The organism is Streptacidiphilus rugosus AM-16, from assembly GCF_000744655.1.
GTDB classification, from domain to species: domain Bacteria; phylum Actinomycetota; class Actinomycetes; order Streptomycetales; family Streptomycetaceae; genus Streptacidiphilus; species Streptacidiphilus rugosus.
In genome coordinates this window covers 1,022,902-1,041,485 of sequence record NZ_JQMJ01000004.1, presented here as the reverse complement: position 1 = coordinate 1,041,485, position 18,584 = coordinate 1,022,902, and the positions used below count along the sequence as shown (strand labels likewise).

The following is an 18,584-nucleotide window of genomic DNA, read 5'->3' as shown; positions in this document are numbered from 1 at the left end:
GCCCGCAGGGGTCAGCGGTCTCATGGCTGCTCCCGCAGGGCTCGGTCCACGAGAGCGCCGGCGGAGCCGGGGTAGTGGGTGGGGTCGGCCAGTCGGCGCAGGCGTTCCGCGGGGAGCAGCCCGGCGAGGGCCGGCTCGGTGGCCAGGGCGTCCGCGAGGTCGAGACCTTCGTCGGCCGCGCGGCGGGCGGCGCGGGTCAGCGCCTGCTTGGCCGTGCCGCGGACGGTCAGCGCGGACAGCGCGGCGGCCAGACGCTCGGTGACGACCAGTCCGCCGGTCAGGTCGAGGTTTGCGCGCATCCGGTCGGTGTGGACCGTCAGCCCGGCCGTCAGCTCGGCGGTGTCCCTGGCCGCGCCGCCGACCAGCCGCAGCGCCTCGCGCAGGGGCTGCCATTCGGCGTGCCAGGCGCCCGCGGGCCGCTCGTCCTCGGCCACGAGCGCGCCGAGCAGCACCGAGGCGAGCGCGGGAACCTGCCGGGCCGCGGCCGCCACGAGCGTGGCCCGGACCGGATTGGCCTTGTGCGGCATGGCGGAGGACCCTCCGCCGCTGCCCTCGGAGAGCTCGCCGATCTCGGTCCGGGACAGGACGAGCACGTCGGCGGCGGGCTTGCCCAGCGCCCCGGCGGTGAAGGCCAGGGCTGCGGCGAGGTCGGCGATCGGCGCACGGAGCGTGTGCCAGGGCAGGACCGGCTCAGCGAGCCCCGTCTGGCGGGCGAAGGCGGCCAGCAGGCGCGGCCCGAGCTCGGCGTGCCGGTCGGAACCGGCGGGTCCCTCCGCCTCGGCGAAGGCCCCGAAGGCGGCCAGCGTGCCTGCCGCGCCGCCGAGTTGGGCCGGCAGCGCACTGCGGACCGCGGACAGGCGGGTGTGCGCCCCGAGCACCAGGCTGCGCCAGCCCGCGGCCTTGAGGCCGAAGGTGGTGGGCACGGCGTGCTGGGTCAGCGTGCGCCCGGCCATGGGGGTGTCACGATGCGCCGCGGCCAGCGCGGTCAGCGCCCGCACGGTGCGGTCGAGGTCGGCGAGGATCGGCTCGATCGCCCGCGCGGCGACCAGCATCATCGCGGTGTCGAGGATGTCCTGGCTGGTCGCGCCCCGGTGCACATAGGGCGCCGCCTCCGGCCCCGCCGCCGCGGACAGGTCGGCGACCAGCGGGATGACCGGGTTGCCGCCCGCGCGGGCCCGCCGTGCCAGCGCGCGCGGATCCCGGCAGGCCGCGGTGGCGGCGGTGATCGCCGCCACGGCCGGGGCGGGGGCCAGCCCGAGCTCGGCCTGGGCGCGGACCAGGGCGGTCTCGGCGTCCAGCAGCGCGTCAAGGAAGGCGGCGTCACCGGTGAGCGCGGCCACCTCGGACCCGGCCCAGCCGGGCGAGAGCAGGCCGACGTCGTCGGCGTCGGATTCGGTCCAGGACGCGGAAGCCGGTCCCGCGGATCCCGCCGGTCCGGTGGCGGCGGCCTCGCCGGGGGAGTCAGTCGAAGACAAGGAAGGTCGTCTCCTTCTCCCCCTGGAGGTGGATGTCGAAGCGGTGCGTCCGCCCGTCCTCGCGGACCGCTTCCAGCGAGGCGCGCCGCGCCCCGTCCAGGGAGGCCAGCAGCGGATCGCCCCCGTACAGCGGATGGTCCGTCAGGTAGGCGCGGGTGAACAGGTGGTGCAGCAGTCCGCGGGCGAAGACGCACACCGACAGGTACGGCGCGCCGCCCGGGGGCAGGGTCCGCAGCGTGTAGTGGCCGTCGGCGTCGGTGGCGACCCGGCCGAAGCCGGTGAAGTCGACGCCGTGGCGGCCGAGGAACCCGCCCGTCACCGGGTCGCGTCGCAGCGAGCCCGGCCGGCCGGTGCGGGAGCCCGCTGGGTCCGGCTGCCAGAACTCCAGCAGCGCGTCGGGTATCGGCCGACCCTCGCCGTCGAAGACCCGGCCGTGCACGGTGACGGCGTCGGGGTGACCGGCCGGTGCGATGTCGCCGCCGCCGGGGAAGGGCAGCGCGTAGCCGTAGAAGGGGCCGACCGTCTGGGAGGGGGTGGGGAGCGTCATCGGCCTTCCTCGATCCAGGTGGCGGACGGACCGTCGAGCACGATGTCCCAGCGGTAGCCGAGCGAGAGCTCGGGGACGGACAGGCCGTGGTCGTACGTCGCCACCAGGCGCTCGCGTGCCGCCGTGTCGGTGACGGACTGCAGGATGGGGTCGAGCGCGAAGAGCGGGTCGCCGGGGAAGTACATCTGGGTGACCAGGCGCTGGGTGAACGCGGTGCCGAAGAGCGAGAAGTGGATGTGCGCGGGGCGCCAGGCGTTGTCGTGGTTGCGCCACGGGTAGGCGCCGGGCTTGACGGTGGTGAAGGCGTAGCCGCCCTCGGCGTCGGTCAGGCAGCGGCCGACGCCGGTGAAGTGGGGGTCCAGCGGGGCGGGGTGCTGGTCGCGCTGGTGGGCGTAGCGGCCGGAGGCGTTGGCCTGCCAGATCTCGACCAGTTGGCCGCGCACCGGGCGGCCGGCCCGGTCGAGCACCCGGCCGCTGACGGTGATCCGCTCGCCGAGCGGTTCGCCGAGGTGCTGCCGCGTCAGGTCGGCGTCGAGCTCGGTGACGTCGGTGACGCCGAAGGCCGGTCCGGAGAGCTCCACCGCGTCCGGATCGCGCACCGCGACGGGCGGCAGCCGCGGGTGGCGCAGCAGGCTGCTGCGGTAGGGGGCGTAGCCGCGCGAGGGGTGGTGCCGGGTGAGCCCGGAGGCCGCGTAGGCCGCGGCCTCGGCCACGATCTCCTCGCTGATGGAGGACTGGGTGGGCGTGTTCGCCGTCGGGGGTGTCACAGGCGGGCTCCTGTCGTGTCGGCCTCGGTGGTCCCGGATGCCTGAGGCGCCCCGGAAGGATCGGGCGCGCCGGACGGGAGGAGGGCGGCGTGCAGCAGGAGCGGCGCGGCGGTGCGCGCGGTGATCTCCTCGATGCCGACACCGGGTGCGGTCTCGACCAGCGCCAGCCCGGCCGGGGTGACGTCGACGACGCCCAGGTCGGTGATGACGCGCTGGACGCAGGCGCGTCCGGTCAGCGGCAGGGTGCAGCGCTCCACGAGCTTCGGGCTGCCGTCCTTGGCCGTGTGCTCCATCAGCACCACGACCTTCCGGGCCCCGTGCACCAGGTCCATCGCGCCGCCCATGCCCTTGATCGTCCGGCCGGGGACGGTCCAGTTGGCCAGGTCGCCCGAGGCGGAGACCTGCATGGCTCCGAGGATCGCCACGTCGATGTGGCCGCCGCGGATCATCCCGAAGGAGAGGGCGGAGTCGAAGAAGCTCGCGCCCGGCAGCACGGTGACCGTCTCCTTGCCGGCGTTGATCAGGTCGGGGTCGACCTCGTCCTCGGTCGGGTAGGGGCCGACGCCCAGCAGGCCGTTCTCGGAGTGCAGCACCACGTCCACCCCGGCGGGCAGGAAGTTCGGCACCCGCGTGGGCAGGCCGATGCCGAGGTTGACATAGCTGCCGTCGTGGAGCTCGGCCGCCGCGCGGGCCGCCATCTCGTCCCTGGTCCAGCTCATGCGGGGGTCGCCTCCTTCGGCGTGGTCGCTGCGGAGACCGTGCGTCGCTCGATCCGCTTGTCGGCGGCCTGCTCGGGGGTGAGCGGCACGACGCGCTGGACGAAGAGCCCCGGCAGGTGGATCTCGTCCGGGGTCAGGACGCCGGGTTCGACCAGCTCCTCGACCTCGGCGACGGTGATCCGGCCCGCCATGGCCGCCAGCGGGTTGAAGTTCCTGGCGGCGCGGCGGAAGACCAGGTTCCCGTGCCGGTCCCCGCGGGCCGCGCGGACCAGCGCGAAGTCGGTCGTGATGCCGCGCTCCAGGACGTACTCGCGGCCGTCGAAGACGCGGATCTCCTTGGCGGGGGAGCTCACCGCGACGCCGCCCGCGGCGTCGTGGCGCCACGGCATCCCGCCGTCGGCGACGAGGGTGCCGACCCCGGCCGGGGTGAAGAAGCCCGGGATGCCGCAGCCGCCGGCCCGCAGCCGTTCGGCGAGCGTGCCCTGCGGCACCAGCTCGACCTCGAGCTCGCCGCCCAGGTACTGGCGGGCGAACTCCTTGTTCTCGCCGATGTAGGAGCCGACGACCCGCTCGATCCGGCCGGCGGCGAGCAGGAGGCCGAGTCCGCCGCCGTCCACGCCGCAGTTGTTCGACACCACCTGCAGCCGGGCCGCGCCCTGGTCGAGCAGCGCGCGGATCAGCACGTTGGGCACGCCGCTGAGGCCGAAGCCGCCGACGGCCAGGGAGGACCCCGCGGCGACGTCGGCGACCGCCTCGGCGGCGGAGTGGATGACCTTGTCCATGGTGAGCTCTGGCCTCTGTTCGTCTGGTGAACTAGAGTTCATTATTGACTGAAGCCAGAGTCTGGGCCAGCCGGACGCGCCTGTCAACGGCCGTTCGCTACGGTGGAGCCCTCGATCAGCACCGGAGAGCACATGCCCGCCATCGCCCACGCCCCCTCGGCCGACGCCGCCGCGCCCGCCGAGGCGGTCGGCCCGCTGACGCGCGGACTCGCGGTGCTGCGCCTGCTCACCGACGCGGGCGGGCGACTCGGCCTGAGCGAGCTCGTCCGCGAGACCGGCCTGGCCAGGTCCACCGTCGACCGGATCGCCTCCACCCTGGAGCGGATGGGCTATCTGCGGGTGGAGGGCAGCGCGGCCGCACTCGCGCCGCGCCTGATGGAGCTCGGCAACGCCTATCTGTCCGCGGTCCGGCTGCCCGACCTGCTCGGTCCGCACGCCACCCGGCTCGCCGACCTGCTGGACGAGTCGGTCTCCCTGGCCGTGCCGGACGGCGACGGGATCCGCTTCGTGCACCAGGCCACGCGGCGGCGCGCGCTCTCGCTCTCGTTCCGGATCGGCGACCGGCTGCCGATCGAACGCACCGCTCCCGGGCCGCTGTTCGCGGCCGAATGGACCGAGGCTGCCTGGGCCGCCTGGCGCGAACGGCGCGCCGTGGATCCGGAGGACCGCGGCTTCCCGGCGGTGCCGCCGCGCAGCGGCGCACCGGTCTCCGATCTCTCCGATCTCGCCGATCTCGTCGACCGGGCGGCCGAGGCGGCGCAGCGGGGCTGGGCCGCCGACGACCAACTGATCGAGCCGGGCCTCGTCGCCATCGCGCTACCGGTAAGAGACCTGGTGGGGCGTCAGGTCTGCGCGGTGAGCGTCGTCAGCCACACCAGTCGGCACAGCGCCGCGTCCCTGGCGGAGACGGCCCTGCCCCGCCTGCGCGAGACGGTCGCGCTGATGGAGGCCGAACTGGGGCGGCCGACACCGCCGTTGACGCCGTCGGCGGAACGTCCCGCCGAGTGGTCCCGGCAGTCCAAGCAGGAACTGGGCGCCGAGTTCGTCGAGTCGCTCGCCCGGGGCCTCACCGTGCTGACCGCGTTCGGCGAGGGGCGGGCCGAACTCCCGCTCACCGCCGTCGCGGAGGCGACCGGACTGCCGCGCGCCACAGCCCGCCGCGCGTTGCTCACCCTGCAGCACCTCGGCTATGTCGCCGCCGCCGAACGCTGCTTCGCCCCCACGCCGCAGATGCTCGCCCTGGGGTTCGCCCCGCTCTCGCGGCTCTCGCTGGCCCAGATCGCGGAGCCGCACCTGGCCGCGCTCGCCGCCCGGGTGCACGACTCCGCCTCGCTGGCGGTCCTGGCCGGCGACGACATCCAGTACATCGCCCGGGTGGCCGCGACCCGCGTGATGAGCGTCGACCTGAGGGTCGGCACCCGGCTTCCCGCCTACGCCACCTCCATGGGACGGGTGCTGCTGGCCGGACTGCCCCCCGAGCAGCGCGCCGCGCGTCTGGCGAGCGCGGACCCCCAGCCGCTGACACGCCGGACCGTCACCTCGGCCGCCGCACTGGCCGCGCTCCTCGACCAGGCAGCGGACGAGGGCCACGCGCTGGTCGACGAGGAACTGGAGGACGGCCTGCGCGCGATCGCCGTCCCGGTACGCGACCGCGACGGCAGGGCCGTGGCCGCCGTGAACGTCTCCATGCACGCGGCCCGCCGCAGCCTCGCGGACTGCCGCGCCCTGCTCCCCGCGCTGCGCGCCACCGCCGCCGCCGTCGAGACCGACCTGCACACGGCGGGCCGGTACGCCCGCGTCGAGCCGGTGTAGTCCGCCGTCGGCGGACCAGCCCGACGCGACCGGGTCCAGGCCACGGCCTCCAGCCCGGCGCGACCCGACAGCGAGGCGGAGGCGGCGGACCGACGGTGAGGAGGAGGCCTTGGGCCTCGGCGACGCGTTCCACGCGCCCCGGCCCGTACGCCCCCGCCTCCGGCCCGCCCCCGTGCTGGGGCCACGGCCTCCGCCGGAGCGCCTATTCGGGCGGCGGGCTGTCCCAGGAGTAGAGGTCCGGCATGTTGTGCCTGCCGCCGTCGTTCTGGTTGTGGATGCTCGCGTTGGCCGTGTAGGACGTGCCGTCCTTGAAGACCACCACGCAGCGCAGGTGGGCGGTGTCGCCGCGGGCGGTGTCGTGCACGTGGGGCGTGCAGGAGACGGAGGCGACGGGTCGGTGGTCCTTGTCGGTGATGTGGGACTTCATCACGTTCTGCAGGTCGACGTAGACGTCGGTGTTCGGCCCGCACCCGGCCGCGCCGACGGCGACCAGGGCCGTCAGCGCCGGCAGTCCCAGGCCGCGGCGCGGCCGAGCTGCGGCGGGCTGCCCACGGAACCGGGCCATTCTCATCGGCGGTACTCCTGATCGGTCGGTCGAAGCGCCCCGAGCGTAGCGGGTCCCGGCGCCACAGCCGCGGGTCCGGCCGTACCCGGCCACACTTCGTCCACCACCCGATTCCGCGTGCCCGGGCGCTCCGCTCGTTCCGGTCAGGGCTGGAGGCCGCCGTCGACGGCGAGCACGTGGCCGGTGACGAACGAGGCGTCGTCGCCGGCCAGGAAGAGGGCCGCCGCGGCGATGTCCTCGGGGGTCCCGAGGCGGCGGAGGGCCGAGCGGGCGGCGACCTCCTCCAGGTTCTCGCGGGGGAAGGGGGCGATCATGTCGGTCTCGATCACGCCGGGGGCGATCGCGTTGACCCGGATGCCCTGCGGGCCCAGCTCCTGTGCGGCGCCGAGGGTGAGCGCGGCGATCGCGCCCTTGGTGGCGGCGTAGGCCGCCATGAACGGCACGCCGACGGAGGCAGCCAGCGAGGTGAGCAGCACGACGGAGCCGCGGCCGCGCGGCGCCATGATCCGGGCGGCGCCCTGGAGCACGGCGAATGTGCCGAGCAGGTTGACCTCCACCACGGTGCGCGCGTCCGCGGCGGAGATCTCCTGGAGCACGCCGCCCAGGCCCATCGTCCCGGCGTTGGCCACCAGAATGTCCAGCGCGGGGAGGTCTCCGGCCAGCGCCGTCATGAACGCCGCGACCTGGGCCTGGTCGCCCTGGTCGAGCGCGAGCCCGGTCACCGCGCCGCCCGACTCGGCCGCGAGCTCGGCCGCCGCGGCCTTCGCCTCCTGTGCGTCCCTGCCGGTCAGCACCACCGTGGCCCCGGCCGCGGACAGTCGCCTCGCGACCGCGCGGCCGATGCCCCGCGTCCCCCCGGTGACCAGCGCCGTGCGTCCCTCGAGTTGCCCCAACATCCATGCCCCCCAGCCTTGTTGCGCGGCGACCTGCCGCGGATCACTCAGCAGAACACGAACCCGATCGCGGTGCCTAGGAGGCGGTTGGGATTGAGGGCCTTCTCAGGGGCACGGAGGGGAGCAGGGGGCGCACGACCATCCGGTGGTCGGCGCCCGTCCGCCGCCGCGCGCCGTCAGGGGGTGGCCACGCCGTTGCTGTAGCCCTCCAGGTAGAACGTGCCGAAGCCGTTCTGCACCGGGTCCCCGCTGTTGTTGACGCAGTGCAGGATGCCGCCGCCACCGGGCCCGTTGAGGCAGACCGTCATCAGGTCGGTCAGGACGACGCCGGGGGTGTCCGGCACCTCGTACGCGCGGTCGGTGTAGATGCCGGCGCCGAGGTCGAAGAAGCAGTAGCTGCCCAGACCCCAGGCCTGGTGGTCGGCGACCGAGTCGGCCACCTTGTAGGCGGCGTAGCCGTTGGTGCCGCCGTGCACCCAGGCGGACTGGGTGGGCACGTCGTAGGGGTGCTCGTTCTGGAAGAAGTAGGTGCGGCCGTGCTCGCCGCGCCACAGCACCTCGTACTTCTGGTAGTGCTCGACGGCCAGGCCGTAGGCGGTGACATGGTCGCCGTTGACCAGGAAGCCGGTGTCGGCGGCGTTGACCGACCAGCCCACCGAGCCGTCGTTGCCGTGGTCGGCGCGCCAGAGCCAGAGGTTGTCGCAGATGACGTCGTTGCTGTCGATCTGCACGCTGACCGTGGCGCTGCCCGGGACGGCGCCGCCGATGCGGGCGTAGACATCGAAGAGGACGGTCGGGTCGTCGGCGTGCCGTACCCGGCTGCGCCCGTGGCCCACCCGCAGCAGCACGGGGGAGCCGGCGGAGGCCGCCTCCAACAGCACGCCGGCCACGCTGACCCCGCCCACGTCGGCGACCTCGATCAGCGCGTTGCCGTGCGTGGCCTGCAGCGTGGCCAGGCCGAGGCCGAGCACGACCGTGCCGGGGCGGTTCACCCGGAGCGGGGCGGAGAGCGGATGGACGCCGGGGGTGAGCAGCAGGTGCTGTCCCCGGTCCAGGGCGCGGTTGAGGGTCGCGGCGCTGTCCCCCGGGCGGGCGATGTGGAACCGCGACAGCGGCAGGGAGTGTCCGGCGGCGCGCCCCGACGTCCAGGTCGGACCCGCCGAGTTCGCGCGCAGGGCGGGCACGAAGACGCTCGCCGCGCCGTCGCGGTCGACGGTCAGGAAGGGCTTCTCCCGCACCGTCGGGGTCCGGTCGACCACGGTCCAGGCGGGGTTGGGGAAGTGCTGGGCGGGGGCGCCGGGCGTGCCGACGAAGACCATGTTCCAGTTGGAGCCGGTCCAGCTGCCGAACCGGTCGTTGCGGGAGAGCCACTGCTGCTGCGACCCGGAGTCCACCTGTCCGTCCACCACGCTGTCGGCCAGGAACCCGCCGCTGGACCAGCGGTTGCCGGGCGGGCTTGGCCACAGCGTCATGTCGCCCTTGATGTGGGCGCGGCGCATGGGACCCGCCTGCGCGACCGCCCAGCGCTCGAGGCCGTCCGGTGGGACGATGCACAGGTTCTCGGCCGAGCGCCAGAAGTTCTGGGTGCCGTTGCCGCCCAACCACTGGGCGTCCACCGTGACATGACCGTTGATCACCACGTCGTCCGGCGAGGCGCCGAGACCGAGGACGTGGGTGTAGAAGCCGACGTTGATGTCGACGTTGTAGGTGCCCGGCAGGAAGGCCAGGGCATAGCGCTCGGTGCCGAACTGGTTGGACTGCTGGGTCTGGAAGACCGCGTCCACCTGCGCCTGGATGGCGGCGTCCCCCATGGCGGGGTCGAAGAGCAGAACGTTGGCGCCGAGATCGGGAACGCCCGGCCGGGGGCGCGGATCGGCGAAGGCCGATGCGGTGGACAGCGCGCCGGCCAGCGGCAGTGCGGCGAGGGCGGCGGAACTGAGCAGGACTGTACGTCGGTTGGGCGCGACGGGCATGGCTCTCCCATGAGTGGCGGGTGAGGTGGCACGTGACAGGTGGGAGTGCAGAGAGCGCTCTCACCGAGGGAGTGAAGCACCGTCATGAAGACCGCGTCAATGCAATGGAGGCAGATTGCCTGCTTGGTCGGAATTTGCTTTCAAGTCATGGAGGCGTCTGCGCGCTGCCTTGTCGCCGTGGTGAGCAGGCGGCAGGGTGGGATCGGCAAGCCGGACCGAGTCTTTGACGAACAGTGACCGATCGGAGTCGACGTGGCCTCCCCTCCGCCCCTCCTGCCGCAGGCCCCGGTCGGGCGCCCGTGACCGGTGCAGGTGTCGCCCCCGACGTGTTCGACCCGCGCCGCTACGCGGACGGCATCCCGCACCGGGCCTTCCGCACCCTGCGCGCGAGGCGGCCCGTCGCCTGGCAGGAGGAGCCGCCGGTGCTCGGCTGGCCCGGCGGCTCCGGATTCTGGGCGGTGACCAGGCACCGGGACGTCAGCCGCGTGCTCAAGGAGGCCGCACTCTTCTCCTCCGGTCTCGGTGCGACCCAGATCCGCGACCCCGACCCGGCCGACCTGCCCTTCATCCGCAGGATGATGCTCAATCAGGATCCGCCCGAACACTCCCGGCTGCGGCTGCTGGTCTCCGCCGCGTTCGCGCCCGGCCGGATGGAGCGCTTCGCCGTCACCGCGGGCGCGCGGGCCGGCTCCCTGCTGGACGCCGCCTGCGCGACCGCCCGCGACGGCGACGGGACGGTCGACGTGGTCGCCGCCGTCACCGACGACTACGCCCTGCTCAACCTCGCCGACCTGCTCGGCGTCCCGCCCGAGGACCGCGGGCTGCTGCTGCGCTGGACCCGGCAGGTCATCGGCTACCAGGACCCCGACGAGGCTCCGGTCGTGCCCGTGCTCGACGCGGAAGGGCGACCGGTCAACCCGCGCTCGCCCGCGCAGCTCGCCGAGATGTTCGGCTACGCGCGCGAGCTCGCCCGCCACAAGCTGCGCCACCCCGGCGACGACATCATGACCACCCTCGCGCAGGCGCACGCGGCCCGGAGCGGGTCCGGAACGCCGCTCGGCGAGGCCGAGTTGGAGATGTTCTTCTTCCTGCTGACGGTCGCGGGCAACGACACCGTCCGCAGCGCCGCCCCCGGCGGCCTGCTGGCCCTCGCGCAGCACCCCGACGCGTACGCGGCCCTGCGCGACGGCGCGGCGACGCCGGACCGGGCGGTCGAGGAACTGCTGCGCTGGCATCCGCCGGTGCTGAGCTTCCGCCGGACCGCGTCCCGCGACACCGAACTGGCCGGGCAGCGGATCCGGGCGGGCGAGAAGGTCGTCGTCTTCCACGCCTCCGCCAACTACGACGAGGACGTCTTCGCCGACCCCTACCGTCTCGACCTGACCCGGGACCCCAACCCCCACCTGTCCTTCGGCACCGGCCCCCACCGCTGCCTGGGCGCGCGCTTCGCCCAGATCCAGCTGACGGCGCTGTACCGCGAGACCACGCGACGCTTTCCCGTGCTGAGCCCGGCCGGACCGCCCCGGCGGCTGGTCTCGAACTTCATCAACGGGATCAAGGCGCTGCCGCTGTCCCTGGAGGCCGAGGGCCACCGGTGAGCGTCACTCCTTCGGGGGGCGTCGCGGGCAGGTCGGCGTGGGTAGCCTCGCTCGCGGAGCGGGATGGAGATCGAGAGGCGGGAGCCTCCGGGGCGGTGGCCGGTCACGGTCGCCCGTGGGGACCGCACGGGAGTGGGGGATGTCAGTGCGCGACCTCGTGCGCGAGTCGGCCTCGGTCGGTCGGCTCGTGGTGTGGGAGGAGTCCGCGCGGGACGGCGCGCAGGCCAAGACCCTGATGCCGGGCCCGTTCCGGGTACGGCTCGCCCGCGAGCACGGGGCCCTCTTCGGCTCCGACGGCCCGCGGCACGTGGTCTTCGCGGCCGGTTTCCCCGCCGTCTGCCCGGAGGAGTACGAGGCCGTGCGGCAGGTGGCGGTGGAGACCGAGGGGCAGGTGAGTGCGGCCGCGGTGTGCCGCGGCAGCCTGGCCGACGTCCGGCAGGCGGTCGCCTCGGTGCGCGGTGTCGCGCACGCCAGGGTGATGGTGGTGGTTCCGGCCTCCGAGGCGATGGCACGGGCGATGGTCCACCAGGACGCCCGCGCGGCGCTGTCGAAGGGAGTGGACCTGGTCAAGGCCGCCAGGGACCTGAGCGAGGACGTCGCGGTCGACGTCTGCCTGGCCGACGCCTCCCGCGCCGACCATGCCAGGATGGCCGAGGCCGCCGCGGAGATGACGGCGGCCGGCGGCGGCACGGTGCTGCTCGCGGACACGGTCGGCCGCCAACTGCCCGCCGAGGCGGCGGAGATGTTCGCGGGCGTCGGTGCGGCCGCCGGACCGGGCGTCCTTCTCGGCGCGCACCTCCACAACGACCTCGGCCTCGGGCTGGCCAACACGCTCCAGGCCCTCCAGGCAGGAGTGCGGGTGGTCTCCAGCTCCTGGCTCGGCCTCGCGGAGCGCTCCGGCATGGTCGCGACCGAGCAACTGCTCTTCCTGCTCGCGCACGACCCCGGTCGCACAGCCGGACTGACCGGCTGCCCCGAGGGAGGCGAACTCTGGTGGCGGGCACCGGATCTGACGCGCCTGCCCGGCATCGCCGCGATGGTCTCCGAGCAGACCGGCGTGCCGCTGTCGGTCACCACGCCGGTGGTGGGCTCAGGCGTCGGCACGATCTCGACCGGCACCCCGTTCGTCGACCCCGACCTGTTCCAGCCCTACGATCCGAGGAGCCTGTTGGGCATCGAACCGACCGTCGTGCTCACGCAGTTGGCCAGTGCCCGGGTGGTGGCCGCGGTCGCCGCCCGGCACGGCCACCGGATCGACGGCGCGGCCGCGAAGGACGCCATGGCCTGGGTCAAGTCCCAGGCCTTCCGGACCGGACGGGCCGTCGTCGACGAGCACCTCTTCGCCGCCTACCTGGACGGGCTCGGTTCGCGGTGTGCCGGAGCCACCGGGTGACCCCCGACCCGCGCGCCCTGCCGACGTCGCACGCGCCGGCCGCGATCCCGGGCGCCACGGGGGATCCGGCCGTCGTGCGCCGGGCCCTCGACGAGGGCAGGGCTGTCGTGCTCCCCAATCCGGCGCCGCTCACCTGCGTGGTCACCGCGACTCGGCCTGCGGCGGTCAACACCGCCAAGGGGCGGCCGGACGACCAGGCCGTCGCCCTGTGGGCTCACCACCCGGACACGCTCCACCGCCTGGCCGGGCTCCTGGACCTCGGCCCGGCGGAGTTCGGTGCGGCCCGGCGACTGCTCGGCGAGCACCTGGTCACGCTGCTCGTCCCGCTCCGGCAGCCGGGCGGCGCGCCGGACTGGCTGGCCCCGGCGACCCGGGGCGGCTGGACTCTCCTCTTCGGAGCCCGGCCGCGGCCGCTGGTCCCGTTGCTGGACACGTTCCCGCTGCTCTACGTCAGCAGCGCGAACCGCACCGGCCACCCGCCCGCGCCCACGCCGGAGGCGGCCGTCGGCATGTTCGGTCCCGGCGTCACCGTGCTCGTGGGCACGGACGAGCCCTCCCCGACTCGGCCGGAGGAGCGTCGGGCGACGACCACCGTGCGCCTGCACCCCGACGGCCGACTGGAGCTGCACCGTCACGGGGCCCAGGACCACGCGTTCGCCGATCCGGGCGCCTATCTGGCTCACCTGCGCGAGGTCTGCCGCGGCTGATCGCGGACCCGGGGCAAAGAAAAGGGCCGCCCTGCGGGGAACGACGGATCGTTCCGCGCAGGACGGCCACGTCGCTTCGGCCGGGGGAGCCGTTGAACGCGAAACAAGTTTGCACCAGAGTGCTTGTCCGTGTCCAATCAAGGAAGGGTCGGGGTTCCGGATGGCCTGCCGTCCGGCCCCACGCCCCGCTGGCAGCGTGGGCACCAGTACGCCACGCGCTGCTGCGGCGGTACCCCCTGGCTTGCGGTCCGGATCCGGGCGCCGCAGCGGCGGCAGGGCCTGCCCGCGCGGCCGTAGACCCAGTGCGCGAGGTCCGGCCGGAGCTGGCCGGTGGTCGGATGACCGGAGCGCATCCGGTTGGCGAGCAGCAGTCGATGCGCCAGCGCGACCACCTTGTGCGGCGCGGCGAGTTCGGCGACCGGCGCCCACGGGGTGACCCCGGCCATGAAGCTGAGCTCGTTGGCGTAGACGTTGCCGATCCCGGCCAGATTCCGCTGGTCGAGCAGCGCCTCGCCGACCGGGCGCGCGGGCGCGGCGAGCAGCCGGCGCACCGCCTCGGCCGCGAGCGCGTCGTCCCACGCCCCGTCGAGCAGGTCCGGTCCGAGGTGGCCCACCGCCCGGCTCTCGTCGGCCGTCCGCAGCAGCTCCACCACCCGCAGCCGGTAGCCGACGGCGGTCCGCTCCGCCGTCCCCAGGACGGCCCTGATCTGGTGCCCTGCGCCGCCGGTCCACCGCTCTCCCGCTGCGTAGACGCGCCAGCGGCCCTCCATGCCCAGATGGGTGTGGAGCGTCAGGCCGCCCTCCAGCCTGGCCAGCAGGTGCTTGCCGCGCGGTCGCACCTCCAGCACCTGCCGGCCCGTCAGCTGCGCCGTCGCGTAGGCGGGCACGCGCAGATCGGCGCTGGTCAGCCGCTGTCCCGCCAGAGCCTGGTGCAGTTCGGCGGCGGCACGGAAGACGGAGTCACCCTCGGGCATGCTCCCAGCATGCACCCCGCGTGACCCGTGGTGCGCACGGGGATCCCGAAAGGATCCGAAATAACGCCGAATCGAAAAGCTCAGTAATGTTCCGCCCATGGGGGATGATCTGTACGACATCAGCCGGTTTCTGCCACGTTCCGCGCCCGGCGCCGCTCGTGCGCTGATCGGGCGTGCGGTGGAAGTCCGGTCCCTGGTGGCGGCGTTGGCCGCGGCGACGGCGGGCCGCGGGCGGGCCGTCGCGCTGGTCGGAGAGCCCGGGATCGGGAAGAGCGCGCTGGTGTCGGAGATCGTGGCCCGGAGCCGGGCCGCCGGAACGGCGGTGTACGCGGTGCGCGGCCGGGGCGGCGGCGCGTCCGCCGCGGCCGGTGTCCGGCGCGTGCCCGATCTGGGGGACGTCGCGCGGCGTGCGGCCGACGGGGCGCCCTCGCTGGTGGTCGTGGACGACCTGCACCGGGTCGCGGACGAGGAACTCGACCACGTCGAGGAGCTGCTGCAGGCAGCCGCCACCGGGCCGGTGCTCTGTCTGCTGGGCTACCGCCGGCGGCAGTTGTCCCCCGCCCTGGCGGAGATCCTCGCCCACGCGGCGTCCGCAGGGATGCTGGAGACGTGGAACGTGCCGCCCCTGTCCCCGGCCCAGGCGAAGCAAGTGCTGGGCGAGCAACCGCATGCCGAGGAGGTCGTCGAGGCGGCGGCGGGCAACCCGCTCCACCTCCAGGCCCTCGGCGACGACGAGGACGCCCGCGCCAGGGCGGGCACGGCCGTCCTCGGCGAGCTGGCCGGCGTCGACCCCGACGCCGTCGCCGTGCTCCGGGCCGCGGCCGTGCTCGGGGAGCCGTTCGATCCCGAGCTGGTGGCCGACGTCGCGGACCGGGACGGCGCGGCGACCGGCCGGGCCCTGGACGAGCTGGCCCGTCTCGACCTGCTGCGGCCCTCCGGTCCGGCCGGCCTGCTCGACCTGCGCCACCGCGCGATCGGAGCGGTCCTGTACCGGCAGCTGGAGCCGGGCCGTCGGGTCGCCCTGCACCGGCGGGCCGCCTCCGCGCTGGCCGACCGCGCGGCTCCCATCGCGGTCCGCGCCGACCACATCGCCCGCGCGGCCGACCCCGGGCGGCCGGACCACGCGACCACGCTGATGGCCGCGGCGCGCGACGTGCTCTACTCCGCGCCCGCCGAGGCGGTGCGGTTCCTGTCGGCGGCGCTGCCGCTGCTCGCGGAAGGGGAGGGCCGGCAGCACCGGCACGAGGCGCAGGTGCTCCTGGCTCGCGCCCAACTCCTGTCCGGGGACGCGGCCGAGGGCCGCGAGCTGCTGGACTTGCTGCGGTCCGCGATGTCCGGTCCGCAGGCGGCGGCAGAAGCGCTGGCGGACTCCAGCCGGGTCGAGCGGCAGCTGGGTCGCCTCAGCGAGGCGGGAGCCGTGGCGCGGGCGGGACTTGCCGCGCTCGCCGACCGGGACTCGGCGACCGCGGCGGCGCTCCACATCGAACTGGCCGACCACGCCTACGACCTCCAGGACTACGAGCTGTCCCGGCAGCACGCCGAGACCGCCGCGTCCATCGCGCGCCGCCACCACGACCGGGTCGGCGAGGCGCAGGCGCTCGGGCAGGCCGCCGTCGCCCACCTGTTCACCCGCGACCAGGGCGCCGCCCAGGCCCAGGCCGCGGCCGCCGCCGAACTGATCGACGCCTCCCCCGACACCACCCTGCTGACCAACCTCTACGCGGTGCTCCAAGTGGGGATCACCGAGGGGTTGCTGGGACGCTTCGACGCCTCGCAGGGCCATCTCGCACGAGCCGCCGAGCTGTCCCGCAGGACCGGTCAGAAGCAGGTCGGACGAAGCGTCCTCGCGGTGCTGGCCAACTGCCAGCTGCGGACGGGTGACCTGCCCGGCGCGCTGGCGACGCTGGAGGAGCAGGCCCGCGGGAGCGGCGAGGTCTCGGCCCAGGGGATCAGCGCCATGCTGATGGCGGAGGTCCTGCACTGGCACGGCGCCGGAGGCGACGGGGCCGACGCGACGGCGGTCCAGACGGCCGCCGACCAGGCGCTGTCCATCGCCTCCGGCTCCCAGGCGGGCTGGGCCGTCACGGTCCGCTGCTTCCACGCCGAACTGGTGCTGCACAGCGGGGACCCGGTGCGGGCCCGGCTGCTGCTGCTCGACGCCGCCGGCGGCAGCGGGCTGCCCAGGCTCACCGCCTGGCGCAAGCCCCGCTGGTGCGACACCCTCGCCGAGGCGGCGCAGGCGACAGGGGACCCGGCCGCGGTCGAGCAGTGGGCGCGCCTCGCCGAGCAGTGCCTGCGCGAGCTCCCGTCCACGGGCCGCCTCGGGTTCGCGCTCCGGGCCCGGATGCGGGCCCACGCCTCCCAGGGCGCGGTCGACGCCGCGCTGCGCAGCGCGGAGGCGGCGATGGCCGACTTCGCCGAGAGCGGCGAGCGCATCGAACTGTGCCGCACCCTCCTCGCGGCCGCCACGCTTGCCCTGGACACGGGACGTGGCGCCGGCGTGACCGACTGGCTGGACCGCGCGGCCTATCTGGCCGACCGGTGCTCCTCCGCCCGCCTGGCCGACGCCGTGGCCCGTCAGCGCGGCCGGATGGCCCGGATGAGTGCACCGGTCCCCGCCGCCCCTTCGGCGGCCGCGGCGCTCACGGCCCGCGAGGGGCAGATAGCCGAGCTCGTCAGCACCGGGATGACCAACAGTCAGATCGCCGAGCGGCTCTTTCTCAGCGTCAGGACCGTGGAGACGCATCTGAGCCAGGTCTACCGGAAGCTCGGCATCGCCAACCGCGCCAGCCTCACCCGCACGGTGCTCACCGGCGACCCTGCCCAGGCCTCGGCGGCCGACCCACGCTGAGCGACCTGGGCCGTATCTCCGTGTCCGCCCCACCCCGGCGCAGGTGCCGGGCGGGCGAAGGGCCCGAGGCCGCGTACGGGATGATGGAGGTGGACTGTCCAGGCAGAAGACGTGAGGGGTGGCGCCGTGGCGGAAAGCGCAGCCGTGGGAGCGCGGTCGGCTCGGGTGGGCGAGTCGGAGGCCGTCGGGGTCGCGGCTCTGCCGGAGGCGGAGTCCGCGGGCGGCGGAACCGATGCGGGGGCCGGTCCACGCCGGGGCTCGTTGCGTCGGCGGCTGGGCGGAGGAGTGGTCTTCCTCGTGCTCACCCTGCTGTTCGTGCTGCCCTGGTCGACCCTGTTCGTCTTCGGCGTCCACTGGCCTTTCCCGGTGTTCCTGGCCGGCACCGTGCTGTTCCTCGGCGGCCTGGTCTCCTTCCCCTTCCTGATGGCGGCGGGGCACGGGCGTCGTCGGGCCGACCGGGCGGCGCGCGTCGCCGACAGCACGCTCGGGATCGTCTGGGTGCTCTTCACCTGGTCGGTGCTGGGCGACCTGGTGCACCTGGTCCTGATCGCGCTGGGCGCCGACGGCGGTGTCGCCGGATCCCGGCTCGTCGCGGGCGCCGTCGCCGTGGTCGCGACGACGCTGCTGTGCTGGGGCCACTACGAGGCCATGCGCGTTCCCCGGGTGCGACGCCAGGAGATCCGCATCCCGCGTCTGGGCGCGGGTCTGGACGGCACCAGGGTCGTGGTGCTGGCGGACACGCACTACGGGCCGATCGACCGGGCCCGCTGGTCGGCGCGGGTGACCGAGGCGGTCAACGCGCTGGACGCGGACATCGTGGTGCACGCGGGGGACATCGCCGACGGCACCGCGGAGCAGCGCCGTGAGCAGTCGGCTCCGCTGGGGACGATCCGCGCGCGGTCGGCCAAGGTCTACGTCACCGGTAACCACGAGTACTACAGCGAGGCGCAGGGCTGGCTGGACCGGATGACCGAGCTGGGCTGGGAGCCTTTGCACAACCGCCATCTGACGGTGGAGCGGGGCGGGGACCGGCTGGTCGTGGCGGGCGTCGACGACGTCACCGCCGAGCATTCCGGCCTCGCCGGACACAGCGCCGACCTGGCCGGCGCCCTCGCCGGAACGGACGCCGACGACCCGGTGCTGCTCGTCGCCCACCAGCCCAAGTACGTCGACCGGGCGGCCGCCGCCGGCATCGACCTCCAGATCTCCGGCCACACCCACGGTGGTCAGATCTGGCCCTTCCGTTACCTCGTCCGCGTCGACCAGCCCGTCGTCAGCGGCCTGAGCCGGCACGGCGACCGGACCCAGCTCTACACCAGCCGCGGCACCGGCTTCTGGGGCCCGCCCTTCCGCGTCTTCGCCCCCAGCGAGATCACCCTGCTGACCCTCCGGGCGGAGTGAGCGACCGGATCGACGAGTCGAATCGGCGCGGCCGGGTCCGTTCCGCGCCGGGCCGACCACGGCGCGCGCCGGATCCCGCTCGCTCCCGGCGTCACACCGGACCGGGTGCGGAACCTGCCCGAGGCGC

Annotated in this window: 15 protein-coding genes; 6 read left to right on the top strand and 9 right to left on the bottom strand. The window is 74.7% G+C overall.

What is annotated here, in order from left to right:
- Window positions 1-20: 20 nt before the first annotated feature.
- The 5 genes from pcaB to BS83_RS13710 form a co-directional block, all read right to left on the bottom strand.
- Window positions 21-1,370 carry a 3-carboxy-cis,cis-muconate cycloisomerase gene (pcaB, locus tag BS83_RS13730; RefSeq protein ID WP_037608879.1) on the bottom strand — a complete coding sequence of 450 codons (1,350 nt, stop codon included), beginning with the start codon at window positions 1,368-1,370 and terminating at the stop codon, window positions 21-23.
- Between the two features lie 91 nt (window positions 1,371-1,461).
- The gene (pcaG, locus tag BS83_RS13725; protein WP_037604173.1) at window positions 1,462-2,022 is read right to left on the bottom strand and encodes a protocatechuate 3,4-dioxygenase subunit alpha; all 561 of its coding nucleotides are present in this window, start codon (window positions 2,020-2,022) and stop codon (window positions 1,462-1,464) included.
- Entirely contained in the window at window positions 2,019-2,789 is a 771-nt protein-coding gene (gene pcaH / locus BS83_RS13720; RefSeq protein ID WP_037604170.1) for a protocatechuate 3,4-dioxygenase subunit beta, read from the bottom strand. The genes pcaG and pcaH overlap by 4 nt, the downstream gene beginning before the upstream one ends.
- Window positions 2,786-3,508 carry a CoA transferase subunit B gene (locus tag BS83_RS13715; protein ID WP_084713453.1) on the bottom strand — a complete coding sequence of 241 codons (723 nt, stop codon included), beginning with the start codon at window positions 3,506-3,508 and terminating at the stop codon, window positions 2,786-2,788. Before BS83_RS13715 ends, pcaH begins: the two co-directional genes overlap by 4 nt.
- A complete protein-coding gene (locus BS83_RS13710) occupies window positions 3,505-4,290 on the bottom strand; it encodes a CoA transferase subunit A (RefSeq protein ID WP_037604169.1) in 786 nt (261 codons plus the stop codon). Before BS83_RS13710 ends, BS83_RS13715 begins: the two co-directional genes overlap by 4 nt.
- Window positions 4,291-4,422: 132 nt before the next feature.
- Between BS83_RS13710 and BS83_RS13705 the strand changes: the two genes are divergently transcribed.
- On the top strand, window positions 4,423-6,102 hold the full coding sequence (locus BS83_RS13705) for an IclR family transcriptional regulator domain-containing protein (protein ID WP_051943024.1): 1,680 nt from the start codon (window positions 4,423-4,425) through the stop codon (window positions 6,100-6,102).
- Between the two features lie 202 nt (window positions 6,103-6,304).
- Here BS83_RS13705 and BS83_RS13700 read toward each other — a convergent pair whose 3' ends face one another.
- The 3 genes from BS83_RS13700 to BS83_RS13690 form a co-directional block, all read right to left on the bottom strand.
- On the bottom strand, window positions 6,305-6,673 hold the full coding sequence (locus tag BS83_RS13700) for a hypothetical protein (RefSeq protein WP_157597172.1): 369 nt from the start codon (window positions 6,671-6,673) through the stop codon (window positions 6,305-6,307).
- A 137-nt stretch (window positions 6,674-6,810) separates the two neighbouring features.
- Window positions 6,811-7,563, bottom strand: coding sequence for an SDR family NAD(P)-dependent oxidoreductase (locus BS83_RS13695; protein WP_037604167.1), 753 nt, complete (start codon window positions 7,561-7,563; stop codon window positions 6,811-6,813).
- Window positions 7,564-7,736: 173 nt separating this feature from the next.
- Entirely contained in the window at window positions 7,737-9,533 is a 1,797-nt protein-coding gene (locus BS83_RS13690) for a hypothetical protein (protein ID WP_037604166.1), read from the bottom strand.
- 299 nt (window positions 9,534-9,832) lie between these two features.
- Between BS83_RS13690 and BS83_RS13685 the strand changes: the two genes are divergently transcribed.
- The 3 genes from BS83_RS13685 to BS83_RS13675 all read left to right on the top strand — a co-directional run bounded on the left by BS83_RS13685 (window position 9,833) and on the right by BS83_RS13675 (window position 13,231).
- Window positions 9,833-11,131 carry a cytochrome P450 gene (locus BS83_RS13685; protein ID WP_084713451.1) on the top strand — a complete coding sequence of 433 codons (1,299 nt, stop codon included), beginning with the start codon at window positions 9,833-9,835 and terminating at the stop codon, window positions 11,129-11,131.
- 139 nt (window positions 11,132-11,270) lie between these two features.
- Window positions 11,271-12,524: a 2-isopropylmalate synthase gene (locus tag BS83_RS13680; RefSeq protein WP_232248277.1), complete on the top strand. Its 1,254-nt coding sequence runs from the start codon at window positions 11,271-11,273 to the stop codon at window positions 12,522-12,524.
- Complete coding sequence (locus tag BS83_RS13675) at window positions 12,521-13,231, top strand: hypothetical protein (RefSeq protein WP_084713449.1); 711 nt, start codon at window positions 12,521-12,523, stop codon at window positions 13,229-13,231. The genes BS83_RS13680 and BS83_RS13675 overlap by 4 nt, the downstream gene beginning before the upstream one ends.
- 137 nt (window positions 13,232-13,368) lie before the next feature.
- Here the strand turns inward: BS83_RS13675 and BS83_RS13670 are convergent, their stop codons facing one another.
- Window positions 13,369-14,205: a DNA-formamidopyrimidine glycosylase family protein gene (locus tag BS83_RS13670; protein ID WP_037604164.1), complete on the bottom strand. Its 837-nt coding sequence runs from the start codon at window positions 14,203-14,205 to the stop codon at window positions 13,369-13,371.
- 97 nt (window positions 14,206-14,302) lie between these two features.
- Between BS83_RS13670 and BS83_RS13665 the strand changes: the two genes are divergently transcribed.
- Together BS83_RS13665 and BS83_RS13660 are read left to right on the top strand one after the other, a co-directional pair.
- On the top strand, window positions 14,303-17,056 hold the full coding sequence (locus BS83_RS13665; protein ID WP_037604163.1) for a helix-turn-helix transcriptional regulator: 2,754 nt from the start codon (window positions 14,303-14,305) through the stop codon (window positions 17,054-17,056).
- 198 nt (window positions 17,057-17,254) lie between these two features.
- On the top strand, window positions 17,255-18,457 hold the full coding sequence (locus BS83_RS13660; protein WP_051945351.1) for a metallophosphoesterase: 1,203 nt from the start codon (window positions 17,255-17,257) through the stop codon (window positions 18,455-18,457).
- The last annotated feature ends 127 nt before the right edge of the window (window positions 18,458-18,584 follow it).

What these genes read in the sequence shown, in the direction of transcription:
- pcaG (WP_037604173.1), bottom strand. Translation starts at nt 2,022, where the DNA reads ATGACGCTCCCCACCCCCTCCCAGACGGTCGGCCCCTTCTACGGCTAC.
- BS83_RS13715 (WP_084713453.1), bottom strand. Translation starts at nt 3,508, where the DNA reads ATGAGCTGGACCAGGGACGAGATGGCGGCCCGCGCGGCGGCCGAGCTC.
- BS83_RS13710 (WP_037604169.1), bottom strand. Translation starts at nt 4,290, where the DNA reads ATGGACAAGGTCATCCACTCCGCCGCCGAGGCGGTCGCCGACGTCGCC.
- BS83_RS13705 (WP_051943024.1), top strand. Translation starts at nt 4,423, where the DNA reads ATGCCCGCCATCGCCCACGCCCCCTCGGCCGACGCCGCCGCGCCCGCC.
- BS83_RS13700 (WP_157597172.1), bottom strand. Translation starts at nt 6,673, where the DNA reads ATGAGAATGGCCCGGTTCCGTGGGCAGCCCGCCGCAGCTCGGCCGCGC.
- BS83_RS13695 (WP_037604167.1), bottom strand. Translation starts at nt 7,563, where the DNA reads ATGTTGGGGCAACTCGAGGGACGCACGGCGCTGGTCACCGGGGGGACG.
- BS83_RS13690 (WP_037604166.1), bottom strand. Translation starts at nt 9,533, where the DNA reads ATGCCCGTCGCGCCCAACCGACGTACAGTCCTGCTCAGTTCCGCCGCC.
- BS83_RS13680 (WP_232248277.1), top strand. Translation starts at nt 11,271, where the DNA reads ATGTCAGTGCGCGACCTCGTGCGCGAGTCGGCCTCGGTCGGTCGGCTC.
- BS83_RS13670 (WP_037604164.1), bottom strand. Translation starts at nt 14,205, where the DNA reads ATGCCCGAGGGTGACTCCGTCTTCCGTGCCGCCGCCGAACTGCACCAG.
- BS83_RS13665 (WP_037604163.1), top strand. Translation starts at nt 14,303, where the DNA reads ATGGGGGATGATCTGTACGACATCAGCCGGTTTCTGCCACGTTCCGCG.